Origin of the sequence: Nocardia sp. NPDC052316 (assembly GCF_044547795.1) — a bacterium.
Classification (GTDB): Bacteria; Actinomycetota; Actinomycetes; order Mycobacteriales; family Mycobacteriaceae; genus Nocardia.
In genome coordinates this window covers 146649-172526 of record NZ_JBIUBB010000009.1, presented here as the reverse complement: position 1 = coordinate 172526, position 25878 = coordinate 146649, and the positions used below count along the sequence as shown (strand labels likewise).

Genomic DNA, 25878 nt, shown 5'->3' with positions numbered 1-25878 from the left:
TCTCCCCGACTCCACCCGGCTGAATATCAGGGCCCAGACTACGCCGGAGACATGTCATATGTCGAAGAAATAACGGCAGTTTTCCAAAAACCGGCCAGTCGGCATTTCCAAGCGATCCGACGGCTAACGCGACGGACCGGCGGAGCCGATATCGGCTCCGCCGGTCCGCGGGTTCGACTCAGGCGCCGACGTACTCGGCGAGATGCTCCCCGGTGAGGGTGGAGCGAGCGGCGACCAGCTCGGCGGGCGTGCCCTCGAAGACGATCTTGCCGCCGTCGTGCCCGGCGCCGGGCCCGAGGTCGATGATCCAGTCGGCGTGCGCCATCACGGCCTGATGGTGCTCGATCACGATGACCGACTTACCGGACTCCACCAGCCGGTCGAGCAGGGCGAGCAGATTCTCCACATCGGCAAGGTGCAGGCCGGTGGTCGGCTCGTCGAGCACGTAGACGCCGCCCTTGTCGGCCATGTGCGTGGCCAGCTTCAGCCGCTGCCGTTCGCCGCCGGACAGCGTGGTGAGCGGCTGGCCGATGGTGAGGTAGCCGAGCCCGACATCGACCAGGCGCTCCAGGATGGCGTGCGCGGCCGGTATACGCGATTCGCCTGCGGCGAAGAACTTTTCGGCCTCGGTGACCGACATGGCCAGCACCTCGCTGATGTCGCGGCCGCCGAGGTGGTACTCGAGCACCGACGCGTCGAATCGCTTGCCCTCGCACACCTCGCAGGTGGTCTCCATGCTCGCCATGATGCCCAGGTCGGTGTAGATCACCCCGGCGCCGTTGCAGTTGGGGCACGCGCCCTCGGAGTTCGAGCTGAACAGCGCGGGCTTCACGCCGTTGGCCTTCGCGAACGCCTTGCGGATGGGTTCGAGCAGCCCGGTGTAGGTGGCCGGGTTACTACGCCGCGAACCACGGATCGGTGTCTGGTCGACCGCCACCACGCCCGCCGAGGCCGGGATCGAACCGTGCACGAGTGAGCTCTTACCTGAGCCGGCGACGCCGGTGATCACACAGAGCACGCCGAGCGGAATGTCGACATCGACGTTGCGCAGGTTGTGCCGGTCGGCGCCGCGAATCTCCAAGGCGCCGGTGGACTTTCGCACCGTCTCCTTCAGCGCGGCCCGGTCGTCGAAGTGCTTGCCCGTAATGGTGCCGCTGGACCGCAGCCCCTCGACCGTACCCTCGAAACAGATTGTGCCGCCGCCCGAACCGGCGCCAGGACCGAGATCGACCACATGATCGGCGATGGCGATCGTCTCCGGCTTGTGCTCCACCACGAGCACCGTGTTGCCCTTGTCGCGCAGCTGCAGCAGCAGGTCGTTCATCCGCTGGATATCGTGCGGGTGCAGCCCGATGGTCGGCTCGTCGAACACGTAGGTGACATCGGTGAGCGCGGACCCGAGGTGGCGAATCATCTTGACGCGCTGGGCTTCACCGCCCGACAGCGTGCCCGAGGGCCGTTCCAGCGAGAGGTAGCCGAGGCCGATGTCCACGAACGAGTCGAGGGTGTGCACCAGCGAGTCGAGCAACGGTTTCACCGACGGCTCATCGAGGGCGCGGACCCACTCGGCGAGGTCGCTGATCTGCATCGCGCAGAGGTCGGCGATGTTCTTGCGCTTGATCTTCGACGAGCGCGCCTCCGCGCTGAGCCGGGTGCCGTCGCAGTCGGGGCAGGTAGTGAAGGTGACCGCCCGGTCGACGAACGCCCGGATGTGCGGCTGCATCGCCTCACGGTCCTTGGACAGGAACGATTTCTGGATCTTCGGGATCAGACCCTCATAGGTGAGGTTGACGCCGTCGACCTTGACCTTGACCGGCTCCTTGTAGAGGAAGTCGTTGAGTTCCTTCTTGGTGTACTTGCGAATCGTCTTGTTCGGGTCGACGAAACCCGACTCGGCATAGACCCGCACCGTCCAGAAACTGTCGGATTTCCAGCCGGGAATGGTGAACGCGCCTTCGGCCAGTGATTTGGAATCGTCGTAGAGCTGGGTCAGGTCGATATCGGAGACCGAGCCCCTGCCCTCACACCGCGGGCACATGCCGCCGGTAATGCTGAAGCTGCGCCGCTCTTTCACGGTCCGGCCGGCCTTCTCGATGGTGACCGCGCCCGCGCCGCTGATCGAGGCGACGTTGAACGAAAAGGCTTGGGGCGAACCGATATGCGGCTTACCGAGACGGCTGAACAGAATGCGCAGCATCGCGTTGGCGTCGGTCGCGGTGCCGACCGTGGAGCGTGGGTCGGCACCCATCCGCTGCTGGTCGACGGTGATCACCGTGGTCAGCCCTTCGAGCACATCGACCTCGGGCCGAGCCAGCGTGGGCATGAAACCCTGCACGAAGGAGCTGTAGGTCTCGTTGATCAGCCGCTGCGACTCCGCGGCGATCGTGCTGAACACCAGCGAGCTCTTGCCCGAGCCGGAGACACCGGTGAACACCGTCAGCCTGCGCTTGGGGATCTCGATGCTGACGTCGCGCAGGTTGTTCACCCGTGCGCCGTGCACCCGGATCAGATCGTGGCTGTCCGCGGCCGGCTGCGCGGGCTCGGTGCTCTTTTTCTTCGTTGCGGTGCTCATGGTGTCTCCATCTAACCTGATCAGGACTACTGGGCGAGGTTCGGGCGCACGCCGCGCCGCTTGCTTCGGTAGGGCTGGGCGAACATGTACAAGCCGGTGCCCATCAGCAAGAACAGCGGCGGCAGCGGGAGGTAGAACAGCCACATCGCGGTCTCGGTGAGGCCGAGGGCGGCGCCGACGAAGGCGACGATGACGGTCGTGGTGAAGATGATGGACAGCTGGCGATGCAGCTGACGGTTCCGCTTGCTCCAAGCCATGATGTTCTCCTTTGTGCGGTGCACGATCCACAGGTCGTGCGGTAAATGTTTCGGATCTATCGCTCGTCGAGGACTTTGCCGTCGACCACGCTGTGCTGGGTGGTCAGCGCGGCGGCCGCCGTGGCGAGCGGGCAACTCTGCGCACCCGCCGTCGCGCCGCGCATACCCTCGGCCGACTCCCAGCGCCAGATGTCGAGGAAGGACCCGTCTTCCTGACGGATCAAAGTGGCGGCGGTGAAGGCCGCGTTCGCCGACCGAATGGCCCGCAGCACCAGCGTGCGCTGCTCGAGCAGCTGGGCCAACTTGCCGGTCACGACGGTGTATCGGTGCGTGCGGACGACTGCCATGGTGTCGTGCCCTCTCGTCTCGGATCGGTTTTCCCGGTGACTCATAGTTTTCCGCCGCGGCCACCCGCGAACAATGAGCAATCACGAAACGACGGTTGCGTTCGGGGTTAACGATCGCAACGATGACGGAGTGGAATTGCGTGACATCGAGATCTTCCTGACCCTCGCCGAAGAGTTACATTTCGGCCGTACCGCGGAGCGCTTACATATTTCGACGCCCCGGGTGAGTCAGACGATCGCCAAGCAGGAGCGGCGAATCGGTGCGCCACTGTTCGAGCGAACCAGCCGCAAGGTGACCCTGACGCCGCTGGGCGAACAGCTGCGCGACGACCTGCAAGCCGGCTACCGCCGCATCCTCGACGGCGTCGAATCGGCGACGAACCTCGCGCGCGGCGGCGCGGACACGCTGACCTTGGGCGTGCTCGGCCCGATGTGGCAGGACCTGGCGCCGATGACCGCGTTGTTCCGGAACCGCTTCCCGCACGTCGAATTCCGCATGCGCGAGGTGCGCATCGACGACCCGTTCGCGCTGATCCGCGGCGACGAGGTCGACGTGGCCCTGCTCGCGCTGCCCGTGCGCGAACCCGACCTGCGCGAAGGACCCGTCGCGTTCAGCGAGCCCATCGTGCTTGTCGTCGGGCGCACGCACCCGCTGGCCGGGCGCGCCTCGGTGTCACTGGCCGAGCTGGCCGGCTACCACGTCCTGCCATCCGGGCTGCCGATCCCGGAGTACTGGGAGGAGTCGTTCTCGCCGCTGGCACCGGGCGCCCGCCCCGCGGGTGCGCCCGCGCCGACCCGCGAAGAGGTGCTCTGGGCCGTGACCTCGGGTGACGCGGTGGCCTTCGCGTGTGGTCAGGCGATCAAGTACTACGACCGCGGCGAGGCCGTGTACCTGCCGATCGACGAGAATCCCACGCTGAGCTGGGGCTTGATCCACCGCGCCGAGACCGTCAGCCGCTGGGCGACGGAGTTCGCGCGCATCGCGACCGAACTCGGGCCGATCGAACTGACCCTCGATCTGGATCCGTCCACCCTGCATCGGCTGCGTTCGGTGAGCTGAGCCGCTCAGCTCACCTGCTGGATCCGGACCATGTTGCCCGCCGGATCGCGGAAAGCGCAGTCGCGGACGCCGTAGGGCTGGTCGGTCGGCTCCTGGACCACCTCGGCGTCGCCGGCCTGCAGGCGCTCGAAGGTGCCGTCGACATCCTTGGTTGCCAGCAGGATGCTGCCGTAGGTGCCCTTGGCCATCATCTCCTCGATGGTGCGCCGCTCGTCATCGGTGATGCCGGGGCTGGCGGCGGGCGGGTACAGGACGATCGAGGTGCCGGGCTGCTCCGCCGGGCCGACCGTGATCCAGCGCATCCCGTTGTATCCGACGTCGTTGCGCACCTCGAAGCCGAGGATGTCGCGGTAGAAGGCGATGGCGGCCTCCGGGTCGTTCTGCGGGAGGAAGCTCGATTGAATGGTGATTGTCATGCTGATCAGGCTAATTCCGGCGCACTCACCGGCGCTTCTCGATTCCTGATCGGTCTGGTGACCTGTTTGGCCACGCAGGACGGCATCCCCGCGGTCGCCTCCGCCGCCTCGCGCCGGTAGGTGCTCGGCGGCACGCCGACCAGCTCGGTGAAGCGGGTGCTGAAGGTGCCCAACGATGAGCACCCGACCGCGAAACAGACTTCGGTGACGCTGAGGTCGCCGCGGCGCAGCAACGCCATAGCGCGCTCGATCCGCCGCGTCATCAGGTAGCTGTACGGCGACTCGCCGTAGGCCAGGCGGAACTGGCGGCTGAGGTGGCCCGCCGACATGTGCGCGTCCCTGGCGAGGGCCTCGACGTCGAGCGGCTGGGCGTATTCCCGATCGATCCGGTCGCGGACACGACGCAACCGCGCGAGATCGCGCAGGGTCTGCGCTTCGTCGGGCTTGCTGGTCACTCGAATGATCGTGCCATGTTGTCCCGAAGTTGCCTAACGCCCCGCCTTCATACCGAATTCACCGGCAAGTGAGGGACGTCATTTCTAGGGGGGTGCACCGCACTCGCCGGTAGGACAGTATCGGGGGTCGTGACCGCTTATCTTCACCACGAATCACCCACGCTCGAACAGTTACTCGACGATGCCGCACTGATGTCTTTCGAACATCAAGAGCACAGTATCGAGGTACTGGGTGAACATCGGTGGCAGGTGAGTTATGAACCGCCGCGGTTCGAGTTCTTCGGCGACAAACCGTTGGTGTGCACGCGATTTCATGTGCTCGGCACGGCGGCGCCCGGTCCGCGCAGTTGGCTGTGGAGTTGGGCCAACAATGACTGGTATCCGCCGGAGGTGACCGAGCTGGCCCGCTCGGTGCGCGATTACGGACTGCGGCACGGCATTTCGGCGCTCTGCACCGACGAGGTACCGTTCGCGGACCTGCCCGGCGCACCCACCGACCCCAATCGGGCCACCTGGCTCATGGGTGAACTCGCCAAGGCCGTGTCCGGCAGTTGGACCTGGTACAGCTGCGACGTCGGCGGCGGCACCCGCCTCGCGGTACTGATCGAACACCCCGATCTCGCACTCCCCGCCCCCGACCTGACGCACACCATGCAGACACTCACCGGCGTCTTCAAACTCCAGCTGCCCGATCACAAACGCGCACTACACAGCTACGCGCTCCAGCGCGGACTGACCGCCACCTTCGGCAACGACGGTTCGACCATGCGCATCGCCGGCTCCGGTATCGAAGTCACCATCGCGTTCAACGAGCACGGTCTCGTCACCGCCATGTCGTCGCACAGCCCCGACCCCGTGGCCGTACCGGCCGAATAATCACTGGCGTCGCCGAAGCTCCCCGCTGAGCTCGAATATGCGGCAGTGACGCAACTGGCGACCGTCACATTCGTCGTGCTGCGTGACCGATCCGGCCTCGCGCAGGTAGTGGCGATCGATCTGCCAGTGCGCCAACAGCTTTCGGAGCTGCGCGGAGGAAACCGCGGGTCACGGCTCATACCTTGCAGCCATGCGGCACGGCATGCCGCCACACGGGGGGTTCGCCATCGGTTTGGAACGATGGGTCGCTCGCTTGATCGGAGCGGACAACATCCGCCAGGCGACCCTGTTCCCTCGCGATATTCACCGACTCCGCCCGTGAGCCCGCGGCAGCTGTCCACGCCGGGGCAGCTGCCGCCGGGCGGACACCGGTGGCGCGTCGCGTCTTTCGGCGCGAACGGGCCCCCTTGCCGCGATTTCGGCGGGTACTGTGGGGGCCAGTGGGGCGGCCTTCGATGTCGCGGAGATGGCGGCGAAAGTGGGGACAATGACGATCATCGGTAGGTCGGTGCGACGGCTGGAGCCCAGTGCGCAAGGTGGGCAGGTTTTCGGTGAGCCCTATGAGGCGGCCGATGGGTCGACCGTTATCACCGTCACCAGGGTGGGTGGGGGTCCGTTCGCGGCGTCACCGCAGGGGATCTTCGTCATTCATAACGGCAAGGTCCACTGGGAGGCCGCGGTCGACGTCACCCGGGTGGCGCTGCTCGGTGAGTTCATCGGGCTGGTGGCCACGGTGTTCGTCACGCTGGCGATTCTGCGGCGACCGCCGTGGCCCGACCAGTCCAGTACCGGGATCAGCATGATGCGACGCCGCAGATCCGCCAGGAACTGATACGAACTTCAGCGCATTTCATAAACGTAGCAACCGAAGCCGTCAACTTTACCCGGCAGCGCCGCTTCTCCGAACCCGCCCTGGTCTTCACCCTCACAAACGGCAACCATCTCGGGTTTCGGTTGCACACCGCGCTGGTGCAGTTTGAATTTCTGTTTGATCGGACCGGTCGCGGGCGCTCCGTGCTCCGCGTGGCAGTTTCCGGTGCCCGCCACCCCGACGTCTTCGGGCTCCTCGATGTCGTCGCAGACGTAGATCCACGTCTCGTCCGCGCTGGCCACCGAGGCGAGGAAGGTCAGGCCGGCGGCCGCCGCGACGAACAAGGCCACGAGAGCTACGATCCGAATCGGGTTGATGCGCATGACGATCCCCATTCTCTCTGGATTCGGTCATTCGGCCGCAGTACACACGAGCACCGGCATGGTGCGGATCGACGCGGCCGAAAAGGACTCCGGGTAACACGCGATAGCGCGAACCGTAGCGGAATCGAGCGACGGTACGGCCGATTTGAAACCGGGTGTCGCGGGCAAAACATTATCCACCGAAAAGCAGGATAGAAATCGCCAGAAATACGCACCGGCAAAGCCCATAAATCGCCGTCACAGACAAAACAATGTTTGCCGATCCCACGGACCGGGTACGTGCCGACGGCCACATCGTGGCTACTCGTATGCTCTGTGCGCAGTCGCATCGAGGGAGACGGAGCATCCATGGCGGATCGGGAAGTGCTGAGCTGGGAGTTGTTCGGTTCGGCGAGCCGGGAGTTGGCGACCATGATCGCGGACGACGGGTTCGAGCCCGATCTGATCCTGTCGATCGCGCGCGGCGGGTTGTTCGTGGCCGGCGCGCTCGGGTACGCGCTGGACGTGAAGAACCTGCACGTGATGAACGTGGAGTTCTACACCGGCATCGACCAGCGCCTCGACCTGCCGGTGATGTTGCCGCCGGTGCCGCAGGCCGTCGATTTGGCCGGAGCCACCGTGCTGGTGGCCGACGATGTGGCCGACACCGGCGCCACCCTCAAACTGGTGCGCGACTTCTGCGCGCACCACGTCGCGGAGGTCCGCTGTGCGGTGATCTACCAGAAGCCGCGCTCGGAGGTCGACTGCGAATACGTCTGGAAGCACACCGACCGCTGGATCAACTTCCCCTGGTCGACCGAGCCGCCGGTGGTGCAACGCAAAGTCAAGGTGCTCGACGCGTAGCCGACGCGCTCAGGCTTCTTTTCGCGCCTCGGCGATCGCGTCCAGCCGTTCGCCCAGCGCGTTGACCTGATCACGGAACGCGATGGTCGAACTGTTCGGTGGTCCGAAACGCGCCACCGGCCACGGGGGTCCTCAGAACGGCAGCACCACCGACTCGATGCGGTGGGCGGCACCGATCGGCTCCTTCAGATAGTTCTGTGCCTCGATGATGGTGTGCCACACCTTGCCTGCCTGGTCGTCGATGATTCGTGTTTCGGTGACGGTGATCTCGGCGAAGACCACGTGCCCCTCGCCTTGGAAGAACACCACGTAGCGGCCGACAGCCTTACGTTGGATCGCCTGCAGGAGATCGACCGGCTTGCCCTCGAGCCGGATGCCGACCATCTCGAACCACCGCCGAGCGTAGGTCACCGCGTCCCGGTATTTCGCGATGGAGACTTTGGGAACACCGAAGGTTCGCACCAGACGTTCGGCAGGGACTTCGACACCGGTCATCTCCAGGATCGCTCGCGATGCGGTATGCGACGTGCAGTCTCGGGTCAGGTTGATCGACGCGCCGATGTGATAGGGCACCGGCGTGGACGCCTTCGCCACGGCGTACGCCTTCGCGAGCTCGCACGCAACCCAAACCGCTCGAGTGGCGAAAAGCGCTGTCTCATAACCGGTCTGGGATCCTTCCGCAAATCCTTCGCGCAGTACCCGCGCCATAGCGATGCTTGTGCTCGGCGGCAGTTTCGGCAGGGAGTTATAAGCGTTCTGCACCCTGGCGAGAACTTCCAGTTTGCGCTCGGGAGGCAGCCTGTCCCACAGCGCGATGCCCTGAACGACCCCGCCTTCGGCGAACAGATCGAGAAAATACTGCTCCCACGCCGCGAACTCACCGTATGCGACCCCGACCCGGCGTCCCGCCTGCCGAGCAGCCTGGAGGTCCGGCAGCAGCGGCGGCGGGCGGAACACCCCTGGCGCGGGCGCCGGACTGACCGCGGGTGTGGCCATGGTCTGCTCCGTTCAGGCGATCTCGGTGAGATCGCTGGTGATAGCGATGTCCGTACCGGAGGTGGGGGTGTACTCGTTCCACTCGGCGATCAACGCGCCCTTCATCCCCGGCTGAATCACCGCGAACGGCGTCGCGGAGCCATCGTGGTCGTAGCCCAGCCGGGCTACGACCAGGCGGGTCGAGTCCGGGATGGAGGTGATCGGCTGCGTTTCCTGGATCACTCGTCCCTCGGCGTCGCGACTGTCCGCAGAATCGATGACGACACGCTCGCCGACGACGAATCCGACAGTGGAGTCGACCTTGATAGTGACCGGGTTGTCGCTGGCTCGCACCACCGCGGTCGATGCCGCGTAGACGGCGTCCTGCAGGCGGGTCGCGGTGCGGGCCGGGTTGGCCGGTGGGATGCCCGGGTAGTTGCGGTCGTCATACGCCGCGATCTCCTGGGCGATTTGCAGATATCTGGCATCGGGCTCGAACTCGGGGTTGGTGAAGCCACTTTCGGCAAACCTGAGCCACGTATCCTCGAACCCTTTGCGAACCGTCAGCACCACACGCGCGGCACCGGCCCGCAGAAATGCCTGCCGTGTCGCGTCGGGATGCTGCAGGTCACGAACGAAATCCCAGCTCTTCGGCGTATCCCAGAAGTACGAATACAGGAAGCTGACCACATTCTCCCACTCGATGGCCTGGTTGATCAGCCGCACAACCCGCTCATGCTGTCGTACCGCCGCCATGTCCTTGTCACCGATATCGAGTTTGTTCGCGACGAACCCGATCCCGTACGCCGCCTGGCTGACGCCGCCGCTGTCGATGCTCGCCTTGTCGAACGCGGTGACTGTGCCGTCGGCCATGTACTGATAGGCCTGACCAGCAATGAATCTGACGACTCCCTTCATGATCTCGTCGCTTTCCTCGCGTCGCAGTGTCAAGGTGTCGACACCGTTCAGCCGCTGCTCCAACTGCTGGATACGCGCGGCGATATCCTGCTGCTCGGCGAAGTACCGCGTCTGCGCGGCGTTGAACAACGCGGTCCATACATCGGACTTCCATTGGTCGACGGCACGATCGGTCGGCCGGAAGCGGACGGTCAGCTGGACGGATTGCGTGGCGACCTCGTCCCAGAAGAACACCACAACGGGCGATCCGGTGGCACCCGCGAGAAAATTGCCGCCATCGGTGTTGCGCCGCAACACTGTTCCCGGTGGGAAGACGTATTCTTTGTTGGCGGGGAACTGCGAAATACAGAGCGACGAACCGATGACCGAGAAGCGGCCGATCGTATCGTTGTAGCGTTCCATCCGACCGTCGATGGTGACGTCCAGGATCTCGTTGTCGGCCGGAATACCGTCGAGTGACCGCTGGGTGACGAAGCGATCCTTCGGAGTCCCTCCGTCGTAGACCCGGTAAGAGATGGGCGGGTGAGCTTTCGGCGGCAGCGGTACGTTCTGCGCGTCGTATCGGTCGGCGAGCACCCGGTAGTGCGGCTGTGTCTCACCGCGACGTACTTCTTCGGTGATATCGCTGAACGGTACGGTGAACTCGAACGGGCCGAGCTTGCTCTTCAACTCCTCGAGCTCCTTGTGCGCCGCGCGCAGCGCCGCGCCGGGCTCAGGTATCACGATGTCGTAGGTCAGTCGTAGGCCGTATCGGTAGAGCCGCACCCGCCATTTACGCATCATGCTGAAGTAGTCGACCCGGATGGGCTCGCTCTCGCTGGGATTGCGCAGTTTACGCGTGGTCGACACCTCCGAACCCGTCACCGTGGTCGTTGAGATGGTGACCTTGTGCTCCTGCTTGGACCGGGTAGATGCCTTCTCCGTCAGAGTTTTCGCGTGCTTCCTGCTATCGGCGGCCGACTGCGATTCCGAGCCCTGGGCACTGAAGCCGGAGCTCGCCGATCCGGAAATGACGGGTATTCCGCCGGAGACCGTTCCCGTGACATTGAACTGATTCGAATGCTGGGTCTGCGAGTTCGTCGACTGCGCCAGCTCGGTGTTGTCGGTGACCCCGGTCTCGCTGAACTCTTCCAGCGAGTCGGTGACGGTGGAGGTGAACTCCTTGGTCCGCACCGACCACTCTTTGTGCACGACTGCGGTTTCCTCCATCGGCGCCAGCGGAACTGTCGCGATCAACTCGCCACGTTCCAGCCCTGCCGGAGCCATCTCCAGTCGCTCCAGATTCAACATTCCCAACGGGCTTTCCGCGGTAACAAGGGCGAGCCCCTGTGTGGCCGTGCTCGCCGCGAGCACGGACCGGCGCTCATCCTCGGCTTCGGACGGGCCGGCCGCTTCGAATCGCCTGCGGCGCACCTCGGTCAGCGCATGCCCGAAGTCGAGTAACCGAGCCACCGGAACCGCCGCGAAGTCGACCGCCCACGGTCGTGCCGCAGACTCCGCGCCCGCACAAGACCGCAGTAACGCCGCCATCGCGTCGCTGCTCTCGTCGCGCGTACCCGTCTCCGCCAGCAGTGCCGCAGCCGCGTCGACCTCTTCCGGCCGCAACTCGAGCTGGCCGACGAACCCCGACTTCACCAGCGCGTGACCGGTCTGCGGAACCGGAACGACCAACGGCACCAGGGTCGCCTTGTCTATTTGGCGAGTCGCGCTCGTCAATACCAACGGCTTCGCCGGAGTGCCGTGGTCGAGGCTCTCCACCAATTCGCTATCCGCTGCACGATTCATTGCTGGCCTGCCTCTCTGCCGTATGTGACGACCTCGCCCTCCTCCGCGAGCGAGACCGCGTCATTGCAGGTATCGCGGGCGGGAGAAGCAGTGCGTGCCGAGCACTAGCGATCATGTGCACCGAGAATGCAGCCAGCACCCGCCGATCCAGAAGAGTCCGGTCGACTGAACGGAACACAGAGGCATTAGAAAAGGGCGCGGTCCAACGTCTAGTCCGAGCTGAACGCTGCAGCCGAGTCACCGATCATTGGATCAACCCCTGGTCGACCGAGCCGCCGGTGGTGCAACGCAAGGTCAAGGTGCTCGACGCGTAACCGACGCCCTCAGGCTTCTTTTCGCGCCTCGGCGATCGCGTCCAGCCGTTCGCCCAGCGCGTTGACCTGATCGCGGAGTTCGATGAGGTGCTCGATCGGGTAGCCGACCCCTTCCATCACCGACTCGATCATCTCCCTGGCCTGATGTTGCAGGGCGACACCCGCATCGGTCGCGCGGAGCTCTACCGCGCGGCGATCGTGCGCTCTGCGCACGCTTTCCACGAACCCGTGCGCCTGTAGTCGCTGGATGAGCGGCGAGACGGTGCCGTAGTCCAGGCTCAGCTGTTCGCCCAGTTCCTTCATCGTCATGCCGGGCCGTTCCCACAGCGCGAGCAGCGCGAGGTACTGGGGATAGGTGATCCGCATCTGCTCGAGGAAGGGCTGATAGGCCGCCGTCATCGAGCGCGACGTGGAATATAAGGCGAAGCACAGTTGATTCGCCAACGACAGCAGGTCGGGATCGGAGTCCTTGGCGGTTGCGGCGGTGCCCGGCGCTGCGGCCGGCTCGACACGCACCGCGGAACTTGGATGCGCTACCTCGGGCATACCTGCACTGTACGCATTGCTACCGACGAATTTCGCATCGTCGCGCCGGGGCGACCACTCCGTTACCGCGGTGTCGCCCATGACGATCCGCTACCGCTGCGCATCGCGCGTTCCGTCGCCGAGGCGAGCAACGGCCGCACCCGCGCAAGATCATTGCGGGAGAAGTGCATGCACTGCCTCGCGACATCGGTGCATTTGTGACCATCGGCCTCGAAACAAGGGCTCGAAGACCGTTGTCCGGGCGGTAGCCGACGAAAAGACTCGGCTCATGGTCACAGACAGGGACTACGGCACACCGGATCTCGGGACTATTCGGCGAGCGCTGACATTGGCAGGCCGCGCACCGTCGGTACACAACACCCAGCCGTGGCGCTGGGAGTTCGACGACAACCGACTGCGGCTCTACCGCGTCCAGCACCGGCAGCTCTCCGTCGCCGATCCGGACGGCAGGCAACAGGCGATCAGCTGCGGTGCGGCGCTCGACCACGCCCGCCTGGCCTTCATGTCTTTGGGATGGTTCACGTTCGCCAACCGGATACCGGACGCGCACCAGCCGGATCTGCTGGCCGTGCTCGAATTCCGGCCGTGGCACGGGGCGCTGAACCAGACCGCCGCCCGGGTCCGCGCCATCGCGGTGCGGCACACCGATCGATTGCCGATGGCGCCGCCCGAAGACTGGCCCACGGTGCTCGATACCTTGCGCGAGCTGGCTCGACCGCACCACGTGACGGTCGACGAGATCGGTGCTGAGCACCGTCGCACTCTGATTGCCGGCACCGAGCACGCCACCGCACTGCACCGACACGATCGGGCGTACCAACAGGAATTGGACTGGTGGAGTGCCGGTTCCGGATCATTCGACGGAATTCCCGCCGCGGCCCGTGCTTCCGTCGCCGAAGCCGAGCGCGTCGGGGTCGGGCGGGCCTTCCCGTCCCCTCCCTACTCGAACCGCCGACCCGATCTCGACGACCACTCCCGCTTGGTGGTGCTCGGCACCGCAGGCCACTCCCCCGGCGAATGGATGGATACCGGCGAAGCCTTGTCCCAGGTGCTACTCGAATGCACCCACCGAGGCTTGGCCAGCTGCCCCCTCACCCATCTCACCGAGTCGGAAGCGACCAGCACGATGGTCGCCGACTTACTCCCCCACCCCGCGGTTCCGCAGGTACTGATCCGCATCGGCACCGCCACGCGCGAAGGTGGCCGCGCCCCCACACCCCGCCGCACGCTGTCCGACGTATTCGACCACAGCACAACCGAATCCGGCTCAACGAGAGAGAATTCGTCGAGCCGGTGACGTCAGGGCCCGATTTAGATGACGGCGTTCATGATGGTGCCCGCGCTGGTTGCTACCGCGCCGCCCGCCATGGCGCTGGCGATCATTTTCGGGGATTGCAGACCGCCGCCGTTCCACTTCTCCCAGGCGAAGCGGCCGCCGCCGTAGGTGATGGCGGTGATACCGGACAGTTGGACCAGCCAAGTGAAGTAGCGACCCATTTGCAGCAGTTTGTCCGCCAGCGGCGGCGCCTCCGGTGTCGGATTTCCGACCTCCGCGAGAACGGTGTCGTGTAGCGCGGCCAGAATCATGCTCACGTGCGTGCTCCTTTTCGCAGGCTGGGATGGGTCCGGACACGAGAAATCGCGGTGTGCTCGCCAAGACTCGGGTATCGAAGAAATCGCGCCGCCGAAGAATTCGACGACACCACGGGAACGACGGCGCTAGCTGTCGCTACGGACTCGTGCCATGTCGTCTCCTGCTTTCCGCTCGTCGCCGGAAAAACTCGTGACCTGCGCAATTCAACCCCATCAAGATCATGGATGCGGTGCGACACACCGCACGACGACACACCGCACGCGGGCGTCGGTCGCCCGGATCGACGCCGCATCGGCGGCCACCGGTGCTGCGTTTGCGGAAAAGTTCGCCGAAACCGGGTGGTTCCCCGAAAACACACCCTCTTCCGGCGGAAGCACCGCATGCCAGGCATTCGCTGGAATATCCTTGGCGGGCAAGATTCGCAGTAGCAGTCGCCGTGCCCCGTCGGCGACTGGGCGGTGCCAGGCCCGACGCTCTCAGCACCGCCACAGGAGGGAATTACCATGTCCGACAGTCGTGCACAGACCCCAACCGCATTGCCCACCAAGATCGATACGACCGTCGCGCACGAAGCGCGCGTCTACGATTACTGGCTCGGCGGAAAAGACAATTACCCGGCCGACCGCGCGCTCGGCGACGCCATTGCCGGTCACATCCCGGCCATTCAGACCATGGCGCGCGCCAATCGGGCGTTCCTAGGCCGCGCGGTGAAGTATCTGACCAGCGAGGCTGGTGTCAACCAGTTCCTCGACATCGGCACCGGCATCCCCACCGCGGGCAACACGCACGAAGTGGCGCAACGGCTCGATCCGGCGGCCCGCGTGGTCTACGTGGACAACGATCCGATCGTGCTCGCGCACGCCCGTGCCCTGATGTCGAGCAAGCCGCAGGGCAGGACGGCGTTCATCCACGCCGATCTGCACGACCCCGACGCCATCCTGCGCGACACGACCCTCGGCGCCACCCTCGACCTCGAACAGCCGATCGCCATCATGCTCGTGGCGATCATGATGTACTTCCGCGACAGCGACGACCCGCACGGCATCATCCGCAACCTCCTGGACGTGGTGCCGTCCGGCAGCTACCTCGTCCTCACCCATCCCACCGCGGATTTCGACGAGCGCGCGATGGCCAGGGTGGCCGCCGCCGCGGAAGACGCCGGCATCACCTTCTACCCGCGCAGCCGCACCGAGACCGAGGCGCTGTTCGCGGGCACCGAACTGATCGAGCCGGGCGTCGTCCCGGTGGTCACCTGGCATCCCACGCCCGGCGAGGAACCGGTCGACCCGGAATCCGCGTGGTATTGGGCTGGCGTCGGCCGCAAGCCCTGATCAGCGAGCCTGCCCTGAGCAGGCGATGTTTGGCATGCGCCAGGTCGGCAATCTCGGGAAGAGCCCCAAGGCGGACCCGAACCGGTGAGGTGCAGACATGGTCAACGACGTGCGGAAACGCCAACGCGATCCGAAAACCTATCGGCGCGCCGCGACCTATGTCCTCATGGTCAACGCGGCGGCCGCGTTGGCTTTCGCGGTCGCGGCCATCTGGACGGCGAACCGCAGCGCCTGCGCCGACGCGGACACCCTGCTCTGCGACACCGGCGCGAAGACCGCGATGCTGCTGATTCCCACCGTGATCCTGCTACTCGGCGGCGTCGGGGCGTTCATCCAGACCTACCGCGAGTGGCGACGCGGCAGGCCGTGGCCGATCTGGCAGGGCGCGGGCTGGTTCCTGTTCATGGTGATGATGGTGTACCTGGCGATCGGCGGCAGCACGGTGGCGCGCTAGTCGGCGACTTTCACAACCACCTTGCCGAAATTGCGACCCGCGAGCATGCCGATGAACGCGTCGGGAGCGTTTTCCAACCCCTCGGTGACGTCTTCGAGGTAGCGGACGCGGCCGTCGCCGACCCATTCGCCCATCTCCCGCAGGAAGTCCGGGTACAGCTCGCGGACGAACTCGGTCTGGATGAAGCCGCGCACGGTGAGACTCTTGACCAGGATGCGGCTGTAGAAAGCAGGCAGGCGATCCGGGCCGTCGGCGTCGCCGGTCGTGTTGTAGTTGGCGATGAGCCCGCACACCGGCACGCGCGCGTAGGTGTTCAGCAGCGGATATACCGCGTCGGCGACCGCGCCCGCCACGTTCTCGAAGTAGACATCGATGCCGTTGGGCACCGCAGCCTTCAGCTGTTCGGCGAAGTCGGGCGCGCGATGGTCGATCGCGACATCGAAACCGAGCTCGTCGAGCAGCGCCGCGCACTTGCGCGGTCCGCCCGCGATGCCGACCGCGCGGGCACCCTTGATCTTGGCGATCTGACCCACCGCCGAGCCGACCGGCCCGGTGGCGGCGGCGACTACCACGGTCTCCCCCGCCTTCGGCTGCCCGATCTTCAGCAAACCGGAGTACGCGGTGAAACCGGGCATGCCGAGCACCCCGAGCGCCGTCGAGACCGGCGCGGTGTCGGGATCGAGCTTGCGCAGGCTCGACGCGGCCGCCACGTCGTGCGTCTGCCAGCCCGAATAGGCCAGCACCACATCACCTTTCGCGAACTCGGCGGCCCGGGAATCGACCACCTCGGCGACGGTGCCGCCGACCAGCACGCCACCGACCTCGACCGGTTTCGCATACGACTTCGCGGCGCTCATCCGGCCACGCATGTACGGATCAAGGGACAGATACAGCGTGCGCAGCAGCACCTGCCCCTCGTCGAGCGGCGGCAGCTCGGCGGTCTCGGTACGGAAGTTCGCCGCGGTTGGCGCACCCTCGGGGCGGGAAGCAAGCACGATTCGCGTCGTCTCGACCATGGAATCGAGCTTAGACCCGAGCCTGTCCGCACCTGGTAGGGCTAACGGCGCTGCCGGTGCGACCGATAGAGCGATTGTCGGACACCACGACGCCGGCTCTTCTACGTCGAAGGGAAAAATCGTGAAATCAGCAATGAAGCGCGTGTTTGTCGGCACCGCCGCTGCGAGTTTGCTCACGCTGGCACTCGCGCCCGCCGCCTCCGCCTACCCCGTCGGGCCGTGGGGCGTGGAAGGTCCGTGCCAGGGCCTGCAACCGAACCAATGTCCGTGGAGCCCCTCCGACGACGGCCTGACCTGGTCTTACAAGGGCCACTCGTCGAACTACGACAAGCAGGGGAACTTCGTCTGCGGCACCGGGGGCGCGCCGCTGGACAACCTGTACTGCGACCCGATCATGCTCGCGGTGCGCGCCCTGCCCTCGCTGCCGATCGGCAAATGGCTGCACCCTGGTAGCTGAGCTCCACCCTGTCCCGGATACGACCAACCTTGCTCGAGGAGTTTCTTTTGGCACGCCTACGTCGCACCCGCGTCGCATTCACCATGACCACCGCCACCCTCGCGGTCCTGCTGACCGCGGGTACCGCGGCCGGACGGCCGATCGGGCCCTTCGATGTCGGCGGGGCGATCGAGGTCGAGTACGACCAGGCCGGCGGTGGCGCGGTCTTCGGCGACCCGGTCATCCCCGAATCCGATGCGGGCCGCGGCGGCAAGTACCAGGCCTTCGAACGCAACTCCTCCATCTACTGGCACCCGGCCACCGGCGCCCACCAGGTCGGCGGCGCCATTCGCGACAAGTGGGGCAATCTCGGCTGGGAGAACGGCTTCCTCGGCTACCCCGTCACCAGGGAAGCGGCGACGCCGTCGAAGCCGGGGCGCTACAACCACTTCCAGGGCGGCTCGATCTATTGGTCCGTCGGCACGGCCGCGCACCAGATCGGCGGTGCGATCCGCGACAAGTGGGGCTCCTACGGCTGGGAGAACAGCCCGCTCGGCTTCCCGATCACCGACGAGGCGCCCGCCAAGAACAACGGCCGCTACAACCTGTTCAATGACGGCGCCATCTATTGGTCCGGTGCCACCGGTGCGCACGTCGTCTGGGGTGCCATCCGCACCACCTGGGAAGCCAGGGCAGGTGTGAACGGCGGCTACGGCTACCCGACCAGCGACGAGTACGACTACCAGAACGGCAAGGCCCAGGACTTCCAGGGCGGCCGCATCACCTGGCAGCCCTGACCCGCCGCCGAGCCGTTCGGACCGGGGTGCGTACGCGGTGGTCGAGTCGTCGTGCCATCATCGCCTACCGACGCTCCGCCCTGTCTCGGCACACCTGACTAGGAGTTCTCTTGGTTCGCCTTCGTGGTATCCACCGCTCGTCCGCACCACTGGCCACGGCCACCGTCGCGCTGGCGGTGCTCTTGACGGCGGGCACCGCGGCCGCGCGCCCGATCGGCCCCTTCGAGGTCGGCGGCGCGATCGAGGTCGAATACGACCAGGCCGGCGGTGGCGCCGTCTTCGGCGACCCGACCTCACCAGAGTCGGACGCCGCCAACGGCGGCAAGTTCCAGACCTTCGAACGCAATGCCGCCATCTACTGGCACAACGACACCGGCGCCCACCAGATCGGCGGCCCGATCCTGGACAAGTGGCGCGCGCTCGGTGCGGAGACCGGCGGGCTGCGCTACCCGGTGACCCGCGAAGAGTCGACCCCGGCTAAGCCCGGACGCTTCAGCCACTTCCAGGGCGGTTCGATCTACTGGTCCGTTGGCACCGCGGCACACCAGGTCAGCGGGGTGATCCGGGACAAGTGGTACGCACTGGGCGCGGAGAACAGCCCGCTCGGCTTCCCGATCACCGACGAGGCGCCCGCCAAGAACAACGGCCGCTACAACCTCTTCAACGACGGTGCGATCTATTGGTCGCCGCGCACCGGCGCGCACGCCGTATGGGGCGCGATCCGAACCAGCTGGGAGGCCAGAGCCGGCGCGGACGGCGTCTACGGCTATCCGACCGGGGACGAATACGACTTCGAGGGCGGTAAAGCCCAAGAGTTCCAAGGTGGCCGAATCACCTGGAAGCCCTAGGTAATTCGATCACCGCAGGCACATGACCGAGCCACCCGAGCTGTCCGGCGGGTGGCTCAGTTGTTCGAGCCTCTGTCAGTACACGCTTTTCTGAATACAGACATTTCTGTACAGTCAGCGTGTGGACACGATGCTGCACAGTGACGCGCTCTCCCGGTTCGGGTACGCGCTCTCGGACTCGACTCGAACGCGGATTCTGTTGAGCCTGCGGGCCGCACCCGGGTACCCGTCCGAGCTGGCCGACCAGATCGGGGTGTCGCGGCAGATCCTGTCCAACCACCTGGCCTGCCTGCGCGGTTGCGGACTGGTGGTCGCGGTGCCGGACGGTCGGCGGAGCCGGTACGAGTTGGCCGATCCGCGCATCGGACGAGCACTCGACGACCTCGTCGGTTTGGTGCTCGCGGTCGACCCCACCTGCTGCCCCGCCTCGACGACCGAGGACTGCTGCTGATGTCGGACCTCGGCACTCCCCTGCTTCCACTCGGCCCGAATCCCGCACGGCGGCAGGTATTGGTGCGGCGCATCCGATGGTTCGTCGCCGCGACGATCAGCTACAACGTGATCGAGGCGATCATCGCGCTCACCGAAGGCACGCGGGTGTCCTCGACGGCGTTGATCGGGTTCGGCCTCGACTCGGTGATCGAGGTGTCCTCCGCGGCCGCGGTGGCATGGCAGTTCAGCGGCCGTGATCCCGAAGCGCGCGAGAAGATCACCCTGCGCGTCATCGCCTTCTCGTTCTTCGCCCTCGCCACCTACGTCACGGTCGACGCCGTCCGATCGCTACTCGGCGTCGGCGAGGCCGAGCATTCGCCGATCGGAATCGGTTTGGCGGCAGCGAGTTCGGCGATCATGCCGGTGCTTTCCTCGGCGCAACGCCGGGCCGGGCGCGAACTCGGATCCGCTTCCGCGGTAGCCGATTCCAAGCAGACCCTCCTGTGCACCTATCTCTCGGCGGTGCTCCTGGTCGGCCTGGTCCTCAACAGCCTGTTCGGATGGTCCTGGGCCGACCCGATCGCCGCGCTCGTCATCGCGGCCATCGCGGTCAAAGAAGGTCGCAACGCTTGGAAAGGCGACACCTGCTGCCCCACAACATCATTCGCGGACACCACGCAGCAGCGAACCCCGGCCTGCGACTGCTGCGACGACGAGCGGTAACAGCGACTCACCTCGCTCATGCCGCCGCCCATACGACCACATCCTGTTCGATTCCGCTCTCAACTGTGCCTCGTTCTGGCATCCTGGTGGCGTGCGAACAATCGCTCTCTACTATCCTTGGTTGAAGTTCCGGGACGAAAACTGGCTGAAAATTGCCATGCTCACCTGGGACAGGCTCGCCGTTATGCGGTGGAACCAACCCGAACACTCGGACAGTAATTTCGTAAAACGCGTCCGCTCGGAATCGGACTTTCTCCTCGATGTCCAACCGGATCAGCAGGAACTCTGCGAAGTCGGCGACTACTTCCGGCGGGTCTTCGACGAACACTGCGACGAGATGGTCAGCAACTACTCTTTGGCAAGTGCGGGACCGTACGCGGCGGTTACCCCCTTTTCCACCGGTGTCGGTGCCCCGACCCCATCGCAAAATCTCCTCGACCGCGACTTGGTATGGGTCTTAGCTCTCACCGGCGTCGGGAAGATGGAAAAAGACTTGCGCTCCATGCTATGCGAGGGGCGTTTTGCGAGAGTGTCCGAAGAGTACTATCCCGATCGCATCGGGCTGCATCCGAAACTGGGACGCATCTATTTGACCGCCCTGGCCGACGTGATGGCACGCAACTCCCTCATGACGCCAGCAACAGACGACCCGGCCATGCACGCAGCTGCCGGAACGGTAGACAGGCTGACAGACCTTTTGATCGATAGCCCCACGATTCCCCGCTTGGATGAAGTAGAAAGTGCCTACGTTCATCTGGCCTTGCGCACCGTCATCGAGCCCAGGAATTTGGACAACGTGCCGGTTGATAAGCTGATTTCATTCCGCGCCCGGTACGGCGCGGAACTCGCGGCGTTCAGGGACCACGTCTCCGAGCTTTCCGAGCAGCTGGCGGAAATATCTGCCGTCCAGAATCTAACCGTTGCCCACGCGCATATCCAGTCGACATACGAGAGCACCACCAAACGTCAGCTCATCGAGCTGCGACGCGCGTTACGAGGTCTCGGCATCGAATCGACCGTCGGCACAATGAGCTTGAAAGTAGATATCAACGTCGCCACAGGTACAATGCTCGGCGGTTTATTGGCAGCAGGCGGTCAATATGTAATCGGCGGAGCAGCCGTGGCGGCTTCGATTATTCCATATCTCGCGCGGCAAATTAATACCCGCAAAGACATGAAGACGAATTCTCCGGTTTCCTACCTGCTTGCAGCCGATCGAACGATCAACGGAAACGCCCTGCTCGAGAGACTGCCGCCGGCCCGCTTCCAGAGAACCCTCGATCCGTGATCCGACCGCCGCCGAAGCGTTCGCTGGGATAGGCGGCCGCGGAGAGTCGGCGTTCGTGGTTATCGCGGCGATCTGGTCGTTGGGCAGCGAGGCGAATCTCTCACGGTGATCCGACCATGTCGCGGACACCAAGTCCAGCCACGATCAACCGTTGGATGAACTCAGTCGCCGCCTCATCCAGAGGTACGCCGCAATGAGCGCGGCTACCACGACGCACTGGAAGACGATGTTCGCGAGATGTCCGTCCAACGCAACCAGGAGCAGCCCGAACAGCGCCGCTGACAGACCGGTACCGAAGCAGAGGGCGAGCTGGTGTCGCGGCGTCCACTCGCGCCGCACCCAGCGCCGCAGCAGCAGGGCCACCGCGGCGGCGAACGTCAGCGCCCCAACGGTCCACCACACGAACGAGATCGGCCCGCCGATGAACGCGGCCAGGAACAACACGAACCACACGGTGCCTGCCACCACTGAGAACAGCACGACCACCGTGGGTTTCGGAGCGCGCCCGGTCCGCACAACGCGTCCGTTGTCCCGGCATCGCGTACTCGCCCAAACGAGACCAGCCGCCACGACGATCGTGGCTACGCCATACCCCAGCGGGAGTCTGAAGTCGGAGCGCAGCAGCGAGATTGCTACGAACAGCGCCGTGCCGCAGGCAAAGACAACAGCGAGAACTCCGGCCGACCATCGGGACAGCCACGGCACGCGACTGCCGCGCGGAAAGACCAGATGGACCACTGCGATCGGGAGCAGCACACTCCATACGACGTGGTAGCCGGAGACGACCGCCGCCCAGAACCAGTTGACTCCCAACGCATTTCCAAACACCGGCGCACCGTCCATCCCGACGGGGTTGAAGATCGTCTGCAAGGCCAGCCCCTCCTCGATGAGGGCAAAGGCACAGCCGAGCAACACAATTCCCCAGACGGACAACCGCCACCGTTGCGCGATCTCGCGGATCAGCACTACCCCGGCACCGTAGAAGCAGACGATGGCCACTACCCGCAGCGGCTGAATGAAATAGCTCAACCGCAGCGAAGCGCCGAGTACCTCCCCCAGCACGGGAGCGAGGACGAAGAGTGTGAGCACCGCGCGCCGTCGCTCCCGTGCACTACCGGCGGTGACCGCCGGACGCGAGGACGAACGCATTCCCCGATATTAACAGAGTAGCCACTCTATTAACTATGCTGAAGTCGTGCCCCGCCCCATCGATCCGCAGCGACACCAGGCCCGACGACTCCAGATCATCGATGCGGGGCTGACCGCCTTCGCCGAGTACGGCTATGCCGGGGCCACCACCGCGATCATCTGCCGTATCGCCGGGATCGGCTCGGGCACCTTTTTCCACTACTTCCCCACCAAGGACGCGCTGCTGGTCGCCGTCCTCGAGCACAACACCGTGGAGACCCGCGAGTTCTTCGCGCAGCAGGCCGATCCGAACGATCCGCGTCGGCTGGTCCTCGGCTACGTCGAGCACGCCGCGGCCGGACTGGTCGACCCCAGGGCCGCCGGGTTCATCTCCGTCGTCGGCGGCCTCACCCACCGGCCGGACATCGCCCTGGCCCTGCGCGCCGACGACGAAACCGCCCGTACCGCACTGCAAGCCGCCGTGCGCGCCGCCCAGCGGATTCAGCACATCCGCGGCGACGTGCCTGCCGAACGGCTCGCCGAATGGATCTTGCTGCTGCTCGACGGTTTCGCTGCCAGGGTCACCACGAGCGAAGACTTCGTCGCCGCACAGGAAGTCGACATGCTGAACGAACAGGTGACACTCCTGCTCGACGGCCCGCCGACCTCCGCTGAACGGCCCAGTTCCGCAGCCCGTCGCGGTGTGCCGCGCTGAGCACCGGCTCGCGCCGATCAGCTTGTCGGCCATAGCAATCCACCGCCGTACTCGGTGCCCGGTGTCGGTGAACCGGTCGTGTGCGGCGGGATGCTTTGGGAGACTGCGCTTATCCGATACCGCACGGTCGGCAAGGAGAGCGTATGTCCACGGATACGGTGGGATCACTGACGTTGGCGTTGTTGCTGCTGATCGCCTGCGCCAATCTGTTCGGCCAACTCGCCGCGCTGCTGCGGCAACCGAAGGTCGTCGGCGAGATCGCGGCGGGCATTCTGCTCGGTCCGTCGCTGTTCGGGCTGCTGGCGCCCGATACGGCGGCGCGGATCTTCGGCGACGGCGGCGGCGACCCCTCGACGGTGGTGATCGGCTTTCTCTATCACCTGGGTTTGTTGTTGCTGATGTTCGTCTCGGGCGCGAGCGCGCGGAATGTGCTGGGTAAGGAAAATTGGAAGCCGACCGCCTGGATTCTCGGACTCGGGACGCCGTTGCCGTTCTTCCTGGCCCTCGCGGTGGCCCCACTGCTGCCGCTGGCGGATTTCATGGGCAGCGCGGGCAGCGAATCCGCGGTGATCCTGGTGTTCGCGGTCGCGACGGCGGTCACCTCGATCCCGGTGATCACCAAGATCTTCTACGACCTGGGCATCCTGCACACCCGGTTCGCCAGCCTCATCCTCGGCGCCGCCGTCGTGGAGGACATCGTGCTCTGGGGAGTGCTGGCGCTGGCCACCGCGATCGCCTCGGCCACCGTCGCGGCGGGCGGCGACGCGCTGGCCGAAACGGTGTCGGTGCATGTGCTCGCCAACGGCCTGTATGTGCTGGTCGCCATGACCGTGCTGCCACCGTTGCTGCGCAGGCTCAGCCGCGCCCGCTGGAACGTGCTCGCCGCGCACACCCCGATCGCCTGGATCATGGTGGTCGTCCTCGGCTATGTCAGCGTCGCGGCGGCGCTGGACGTCACGCTGGCCTTCGCCGCGTTCCTCGCGGGCTTCGGCATCGTCGGCGGCGTGAAAAGCACCGAGCACCAGCGCTTCCGCGTCCCACTGGAGGCGATCGACCACGTCTCGGCGGCGGTGTTCATCCCGATCTACTTCGCGGTCGTCGGCTACCGGCTCGACTTCACCAAGGGTTTCTCACCGGTCATGCTGATCGCGTTCCTGATCGGCTCCTCGGCGGTGGTGCTGCTGTCGACCGGCCTGGCCGCCCGGTTGGCGGGCTTTCGCGGCCTCGACATCGTCAACCTGGCCGTGACGTGCAATGCCCGCGGCGGGCCAGGGATCGTCTTGGCCAGCGTCGCGTTCGACGCGGGCATCATCAACGCCCCCTTCTTCACCACACTCGTCCTCACCGCCGTGCTGACCTCCCAGGCCTGCGGCGCGTGGCTGGACTTCGTGCTGCGCAAGGGCTGGCCGTTGCTGTCGAGCGAGGGGGCCGAGGAGCAACGCAAGCCTCCCCACCAGTACGTACCGGAGTGACGACTCAAGCGGGCTGGCCCATCTCGCTGGGGAACTCCGGCCTGCCGTCGGACGCGGACAGCGTCGGATAGGCGGAGCGAAGCCGTTGGCGGGCAGCGGCGGACGCACCGAGATGATCCAGCCCGAGCAGCGCGGCTCCGAGAACCGGTGGGGCAACAACGATTCGAGGCTCGGCCAGCGGCGCGACCTCGGCAAGCCGGGACTTCACATTGTCGACCAGCAGTGGCTGGCGCGCCGCGAGCACACCACCACCGAGGATCACCGGGGTCGGCGTATCGAGCAGATCGAGCTTGCGCAACGCGACCATGGCAAGCCGGGTGATCTCGTCGGCCTGCCGATCGATCAGGCGCAGCGCGGTCGGATCTCCGGCCTCCGCGGTGGTGAACAGCACCCGGACGAGTTCGTGCAGCCGCTGCTCCGCGAGCTGGCCGAGATGGATCGCCTCGGCCACCGCATTGGCTCCGGCGAGCCCGAAATACGCGCCGATGGCCGCGGACAGCGCGGTCGGTTCGCCGCGACCGTCCTCTGCTCTGGCGGCGTGCCACATCGCCTCGGCCGCCATGCCGCCGCCACCGCCCCAGTCGCCGGTGAGCACACCGAGCGCCGGGAAGCGGGCGGTGCGCCCGTCCGGCAGCAGTCCGACACAGTTGATGCCCGCGCCGCAGACCACCGCGACTCCGCGCGGGCCGTCGGTGCCCGCGCGGAGCAGGCCGAAGGTGTCGTTGACCACGCCCACGGTCAAACCCCAAGGCCGCGCGGCGATCGCGGCATGCAAGCGCTGCTCCTCGATGGGCAGATCGACATTGGCCATGCACGCGCTCACCCGGGTGGTGAGAATCCCACCGCGGGTCAATCCGGCCTGCCGGGCCACCGACTCGACCAGCGGGCTGAGCCCCTCGATCGCCTGGCGGGCGCCGGTGCGGTGCGGTTGGTAGCCGCCGCCGCGGGCGGCGCCGAGCACCGACCCGTCGATGCCGACCAGCGCCACATCGGTCTTGCTGTTGCCCGCATCGATGGCGAGGACGCCCGGAATCTGCTCGTTCTGTGGGATTTTCATCAGACGCTTCCCCCGCCAACAGTTCACGG

General features: G+C 65.8%; 29 protein-coding genes. 16 read left to right on the top strand and 13 right to left on the bottom strand.

The genetic code is table 11. From position 1 onward, the window contains the following. Positions 1-178: 178 nt before the first annotated feature. The 3 genes from ACIHA7_RS36880 to ACIHA7_RS36870 are packed head-to-tail and all read right to left on the bottom strand — an operon-like array spanning position 179 to position 3176. A complete protein-coding gene (locus ACIHA7_RS36880) occupies positions 179-2572 on the bottom strand; it encodes an ATP-binding cassette domain-containing protein (protein WP_397296240.1) in 2394 nt (797 codons plus the stop codon). A 26-nt stretch (positions 2573-2598) separates the two neighbouring features. Continuing rightward, a complete protein-coding gene (locus tag ACIHA7_RS36875; protein WP_397296238.1) occupies positions 2599-2829 on the bottom strand; it encodes a hypothetical protein in 231 nt (76 codons plus the stop codon). A gap of 56 nt (positions 2830-2885) precedes the next feature. Then, a complete protein-coding gene (locus ACIHA7_RS36870) occupies positions 2886-3176 on the bottom strand; it encodes a hypothetical protein (RefSeq protein ID WP_397296237.1) in 291 nt (96 codons plus the stop codon). A gap of 130 nt (positions 3177-3306) precedes the next feature. Here ACIHA7_RS36870 and ACIHA7_RS36865 point away from each other — a divergent pair, with 130 nt between their 5' ends. Continuing rightward, positions 3307-4236: a LysR family transcriptional regulator gene (locus ACIHA7_RS36865; RefSeq protein ID WP_397296235.1), complete on the top strand. Its 930-nt coding sequence runs from the start codon at positions 3307-3309 to the stop codon at positions 4234-4236. Positions 4237-4241: 5 nt separating this feature from the next. Here ACIHA7_RS36865 and ACIHA7_RS36860 read toward each other — a convergent pair whose 3' ends face one another. Both ACIHA7_RS36860 and ACIHA7_RS36855 read right to left on the bottom strand, forming a co-directional pair. Next, a complete protein-coding gene (locus ACIHA7_RS36860) occupies positions 4242-4652 on the bottom strand; it encodes a VOC family protein (protein WP_135236954.1) in 411 nt (136 codons plus the stop codon). Positions 4653-4657: 5 nt separating this feature from the next. Beyond that, positions 4658-5107, bottom strand: a complete 450-nt coding sequence (locus tag ACIHA7_RS36855; RefSeq protein WP_397296233.1) for a helix-turn-helix transcriptional regulator — start codon at positions 5105-5107, stop codon at positions 4658-4660. Between the two features lie 129 nt (positions 5108-5236). On the opposite strand from ACIHA7_RS36855, the gene ACIHA7_RS36850 reads away from it, so the two are divergent. The 3 genes from ACIHA7_RS36850 to ACIHA7_RS36840 all read left to right on the top strand — a co-directional run bounded on the left by ACIHA7_RS36850 (position 5237) and on the right by ACIHA7_RS36840 (position 6815). Continuing rightward, on the top strand, positions 5237-5983 hold the full coding sequence (locus ACIHA7_RS36850) for a DUF6882 domain-containing protein (protein WP_397296232.1): 747 nt from the start codon (positions 5237-5239) through the stop codon (positions 5981-5983). Positions 5984-6101: 118 nt separating this feature from the next. After that, complete coding sequence (locus tag ACIHA7_RS36845) at positions 6102-6305, top strand: amino acid--tRNA ligase-related protein (RefSeq protein ID WP_397296342.1); 204 nt, start codon at positions 6102-6104, stop codon at positions 6303-6305. A gap of 165 nt (positions 6306-6470) precedes the next feature. Continuing rightward, positions 6471-6815, top strand: coding sequence for a hypothetical protein (locus tag ACIHA7_RS36840; protein ID WP_397296231.1), 345 nt, complete (start codon positions 6471-6473; stop codon positions 6813-6815). A gap of 8 nt (positions 6816-6823) precedes the next feature. Here ACIHA7_RS36840 and ACIHA7_RS36835 read toward each other — a convergent pair whose 3' ends face one another. Next, a complete protein-coding gene (locus ACIHA7_RS36835; RefSeq protein WP_397296229.1) occupies positions 6824-7177 on the bottom strand; it encodes a hypothetical protein in 354 nt (117 codons plus the stop codon). Positions 7178-7525: 348 nt separating this feature from the next. On the opposite strand from ACIHA7_RS36835, the gene ACIHA7_RS36830 reads away from it, so the two are divergent. Then, positions 7526-8020 carry a phosphoribosyltransferase gene (locus ACIHA7_RS36830; protein WP_397296227.1) on the top strand — a complete coding sequence of 165 codons (495 nt, stop codon included), beginning with the start codon at positions 7526-7528 and terminating at the stop codon, positions 8018-8020. Positions 8021-8152: 132 nt separating this feature from the next. Here the strand turns inward: ACIHA7_RS36830 and ACIHA7_RS36825 are convergent, their stop codons facing one another. The 3 genes from ACIHA7_RS36825 to ACIHA7_RS36815 form a co-directional block, all read right to left on the bottom strand. Then, positions 8153-9016, bottom strand: coding sequence for a hypothetical protein (locus tag ACIHA7_RS36825; RefSeq protein ID WP_397296226.1), 864 nt, complete (start codon positions 9014-9016; stop codon positions 8153-8155). A gap of 12 nt (positions 9017-9028) precedes the next feature. After that, entirely contained in the window at positions 9029-11698 is a 2670-nt protein-coding gene (locus ACIHA7_RS36820) for a hypothetical protein (protein ID WP_397296224.1), read from the bottom strand. Positions 11699-12021: 323 nt separating this feature from the next. Beyond that, a complete protein-coding gene (locus ACIHA7_RS36815) occupies positions 12022-12558 on the bottom strand; it encodes a MarR family winged helix-turn-helix transcriptional regulator (protein ID WP_397296222.1) in 537 nt (178 codons plus the stop codon). Between the two features lie 268 nt (positions 12559-12826). Here ACIHA7_RS36815 and ACIHA7_RS36810 point away from each other — a divergent pair, with 268 nt between their 5' ends. Continuing rightward, positions 12827-13855: an Acg family FMN-binding oxidoreductase gene (locus tag ACIHA7_RS36810; RefSeq protein WP_397296220.1), complete on the top strand. Its 1029-nt coding sequence runs from the start codon at positions 12827-12829 to the stop codon at positions 13853-13855. A 14-nt stretch (positions 13856-13869) separates the two neighbouring features. Here the strand turns inward: ACIHA7_RS36810 and ACIHA7_RS36805 are convergent, their stop codons facing one another. After that, a complete protein-coding gene (locus ACIHA7_RS36805) occupies positions 13870-14145 on the bottom strand; it encodes a hypothetical protein (protein WP_107660396.1) in 276 nt (91 codons plus the stop codon). Between the two features lie 510 nt (positions 14146-14655). Between ACIHA7_RS36805 and ACIHA7_RS36800 the strand changes: the two genes are divergently transcribed. Together ACIHA7_RS36800 and ACIHA7_RS36795 are read left to right on the top strand one after the other, a co-directional pair. Next, complete coding sequence (locus ACIHA7_RS36800; protein ID WP_397296218.1) at positions 14656-15483, top strand: SAM-dependent methyltransferase; 828 nt, start codon at positions 14656-14658, stop codon at positions 15481-15483. 97 nt (positions 15484-15580) lie between these two features. Then, complete coding sequence (locus ACIHA7_RS36795) at positions 15581-15937, top strand: hypothetical protein (protein ID WP_397296217.1); 357 nt, start codon at positions 15581-15583, stop codon at positions 15935-15937. Here the strand turns inward: ACIHA7_RS36795 and ACIHA7_RS36790 are convergent. Then, positions 15934-16953 carry an NADP-dependent oxidoreductase gene (locus tag ACIHA7_RS36790; RefSeq protein WP_397296216.1) on the bottom strand — a complete coding sequence of 340 codons (1020 nt, stop codon included), beginning with the start codon at positions 16951-16953 and terminating at the stop codon, positions 15934-15936. The genes ACIHA7_RS36795 and ACIHA7_RS36790 overlap by 4 nt on opposite strands. A gap of 133 nt (positions 16954-17086) precedes the next feature. Between ACIHA7_RS36790 and ACIHA7_RS36785 the strand changes: the two genes are divergently transcribed. The 6 genes from ACIHA7_RS36785 to ACIHA7_RS36760 all read left to right on the top strand — a co-directional run bounded on the left by ACIHA7_RS36785 (position 17087) and on the right by ACIHA7_RS36760 (position 21477). Further along, positions 17087-17410, top strand: coding sequence for a hypothetical protein (locus ACIHA7_RS36785; RefSeq protein ID WP_397296214.1), 324 nt, complete (start codon positions 17087-17089; stop codon positions 17408-17410). Between the two features lie 47 nt (positions 17411-17457). Then, on the top strand, positions 17458-18186 hold the full coding sequence (locus ACIHA7_RS36780) for an LGFP repeat-containing protein (protein WP_397296212.1): 729 nt from the start codon (positions 17458-17460) through the stop codon (positions 18184-18186). Positions 18187-18296: 110 nt separating this feature from the next. Beyond that, the gene (locus ACIHA7_RS36775; protein WP_397296210.1) at positions 18297-19034 is read left to right on the top strand and encodes an LGFP repeat-containing protein; all 738 of its coding nucleotides are present in this window, start codon (positions 18297-18299) and stop codon (positions 19032-19034) included. A 130-nt stretch (positions 19035-19164) separates the two neighbouring features. Continuing rightward, entirely contained in the window at positions 19165-19485 is a 321-nt protein-coding gene (locus ACIHA7_RS36770; RefSeq protein WP_397296340.1) for an ArsR/SmtB family transcription factor, read from the top strand. Beyond that, positions 19485-20189 carry a cation transporter gene (locus ACIHA7_RS36765; RefSeq protein ID WP_397296208.1) on the top strand — a complete coding sequence of 235 codons (705 nt, stop codon included), beginning with the start codon at positions 19485-19487 and terminating at the stop codon, positions 20187-20189. The genes ACIHA7_RS36770 and ACIHA7_RS36765 overlap by 1 nt, the downstream gene beginning before the upstream one ends. 121 nt (positions 20190-20310) lie before the next feature. Further along, positions 20311-21477, top strand: a complete 1167-nt coding sequence (locus ACIHA7_RS36760; protein ID WP_397296206.1) for a DUF6236 family protein — start codon at positions 20311-20313, stop codon at positions 21475-21477. Positions 21478-21621: 144 nt separating this feature from the next. On the opposite strand, the gene ACIHA7_RS36755 is transcribed toward ACIHA7_RS36760, so the two are convergent. Continuing rightward, on the bottom strand, positions 21622-22626 hold the full coding sequence (locus tag ACIHA7_RS36755) for a hypothetical protein (RefSeq protein ID WP_397296204.1): 1005 nt from the start codon (positions 22624-22626) through the stop codon (positions 21622-21624). 46 nt (positions 22627-22672) lie between these two features. Here ACIHA7_RS36755 and ACIHA7_RS36750 point away from each other — a divergent pair, with 46 nt between their 5' ends. Further along, on the top strand, positions 22673-23320 hold the full coding sequence (locus ACIHA7_RS36750) for a TetR/AcrR family transcriptional regulator (protein ID WP_397296202.1): 648 nt from the start codon (positions 22673-22675) through the stop codon (positions 23318-23320). A gap of 143 nt (positions 23321-23463) precedes the next feature. After that, positions 23464-24792: a cation:proton antiporter gene (locus tag ACIHA7_RS36745; protein ID WP_397296200.1), complete on the top strand. Its 1329-nt coding sequence runs from the start codon at positions 23464-23466 to the stop codon at positions 24790-24792. Between the two features lie 4 nt (positions 24793-24796). On the opposite strand, the gene ACIHA7_RS36740 is transcribed toward ACIHA7_RS36745, so the two are convergent. Then, complete coding sequence (locus ACIHA7_RS36740; protein ID WP_397296198.1) at positions 24797-25849, bottom strand: N-acetylglucosamine kinase; 1053 nt, start codon at positions 25847-25849, stop codon at positions 24797-24799. Positions 25850-25878: the final 29 nt, after the last annotated feature.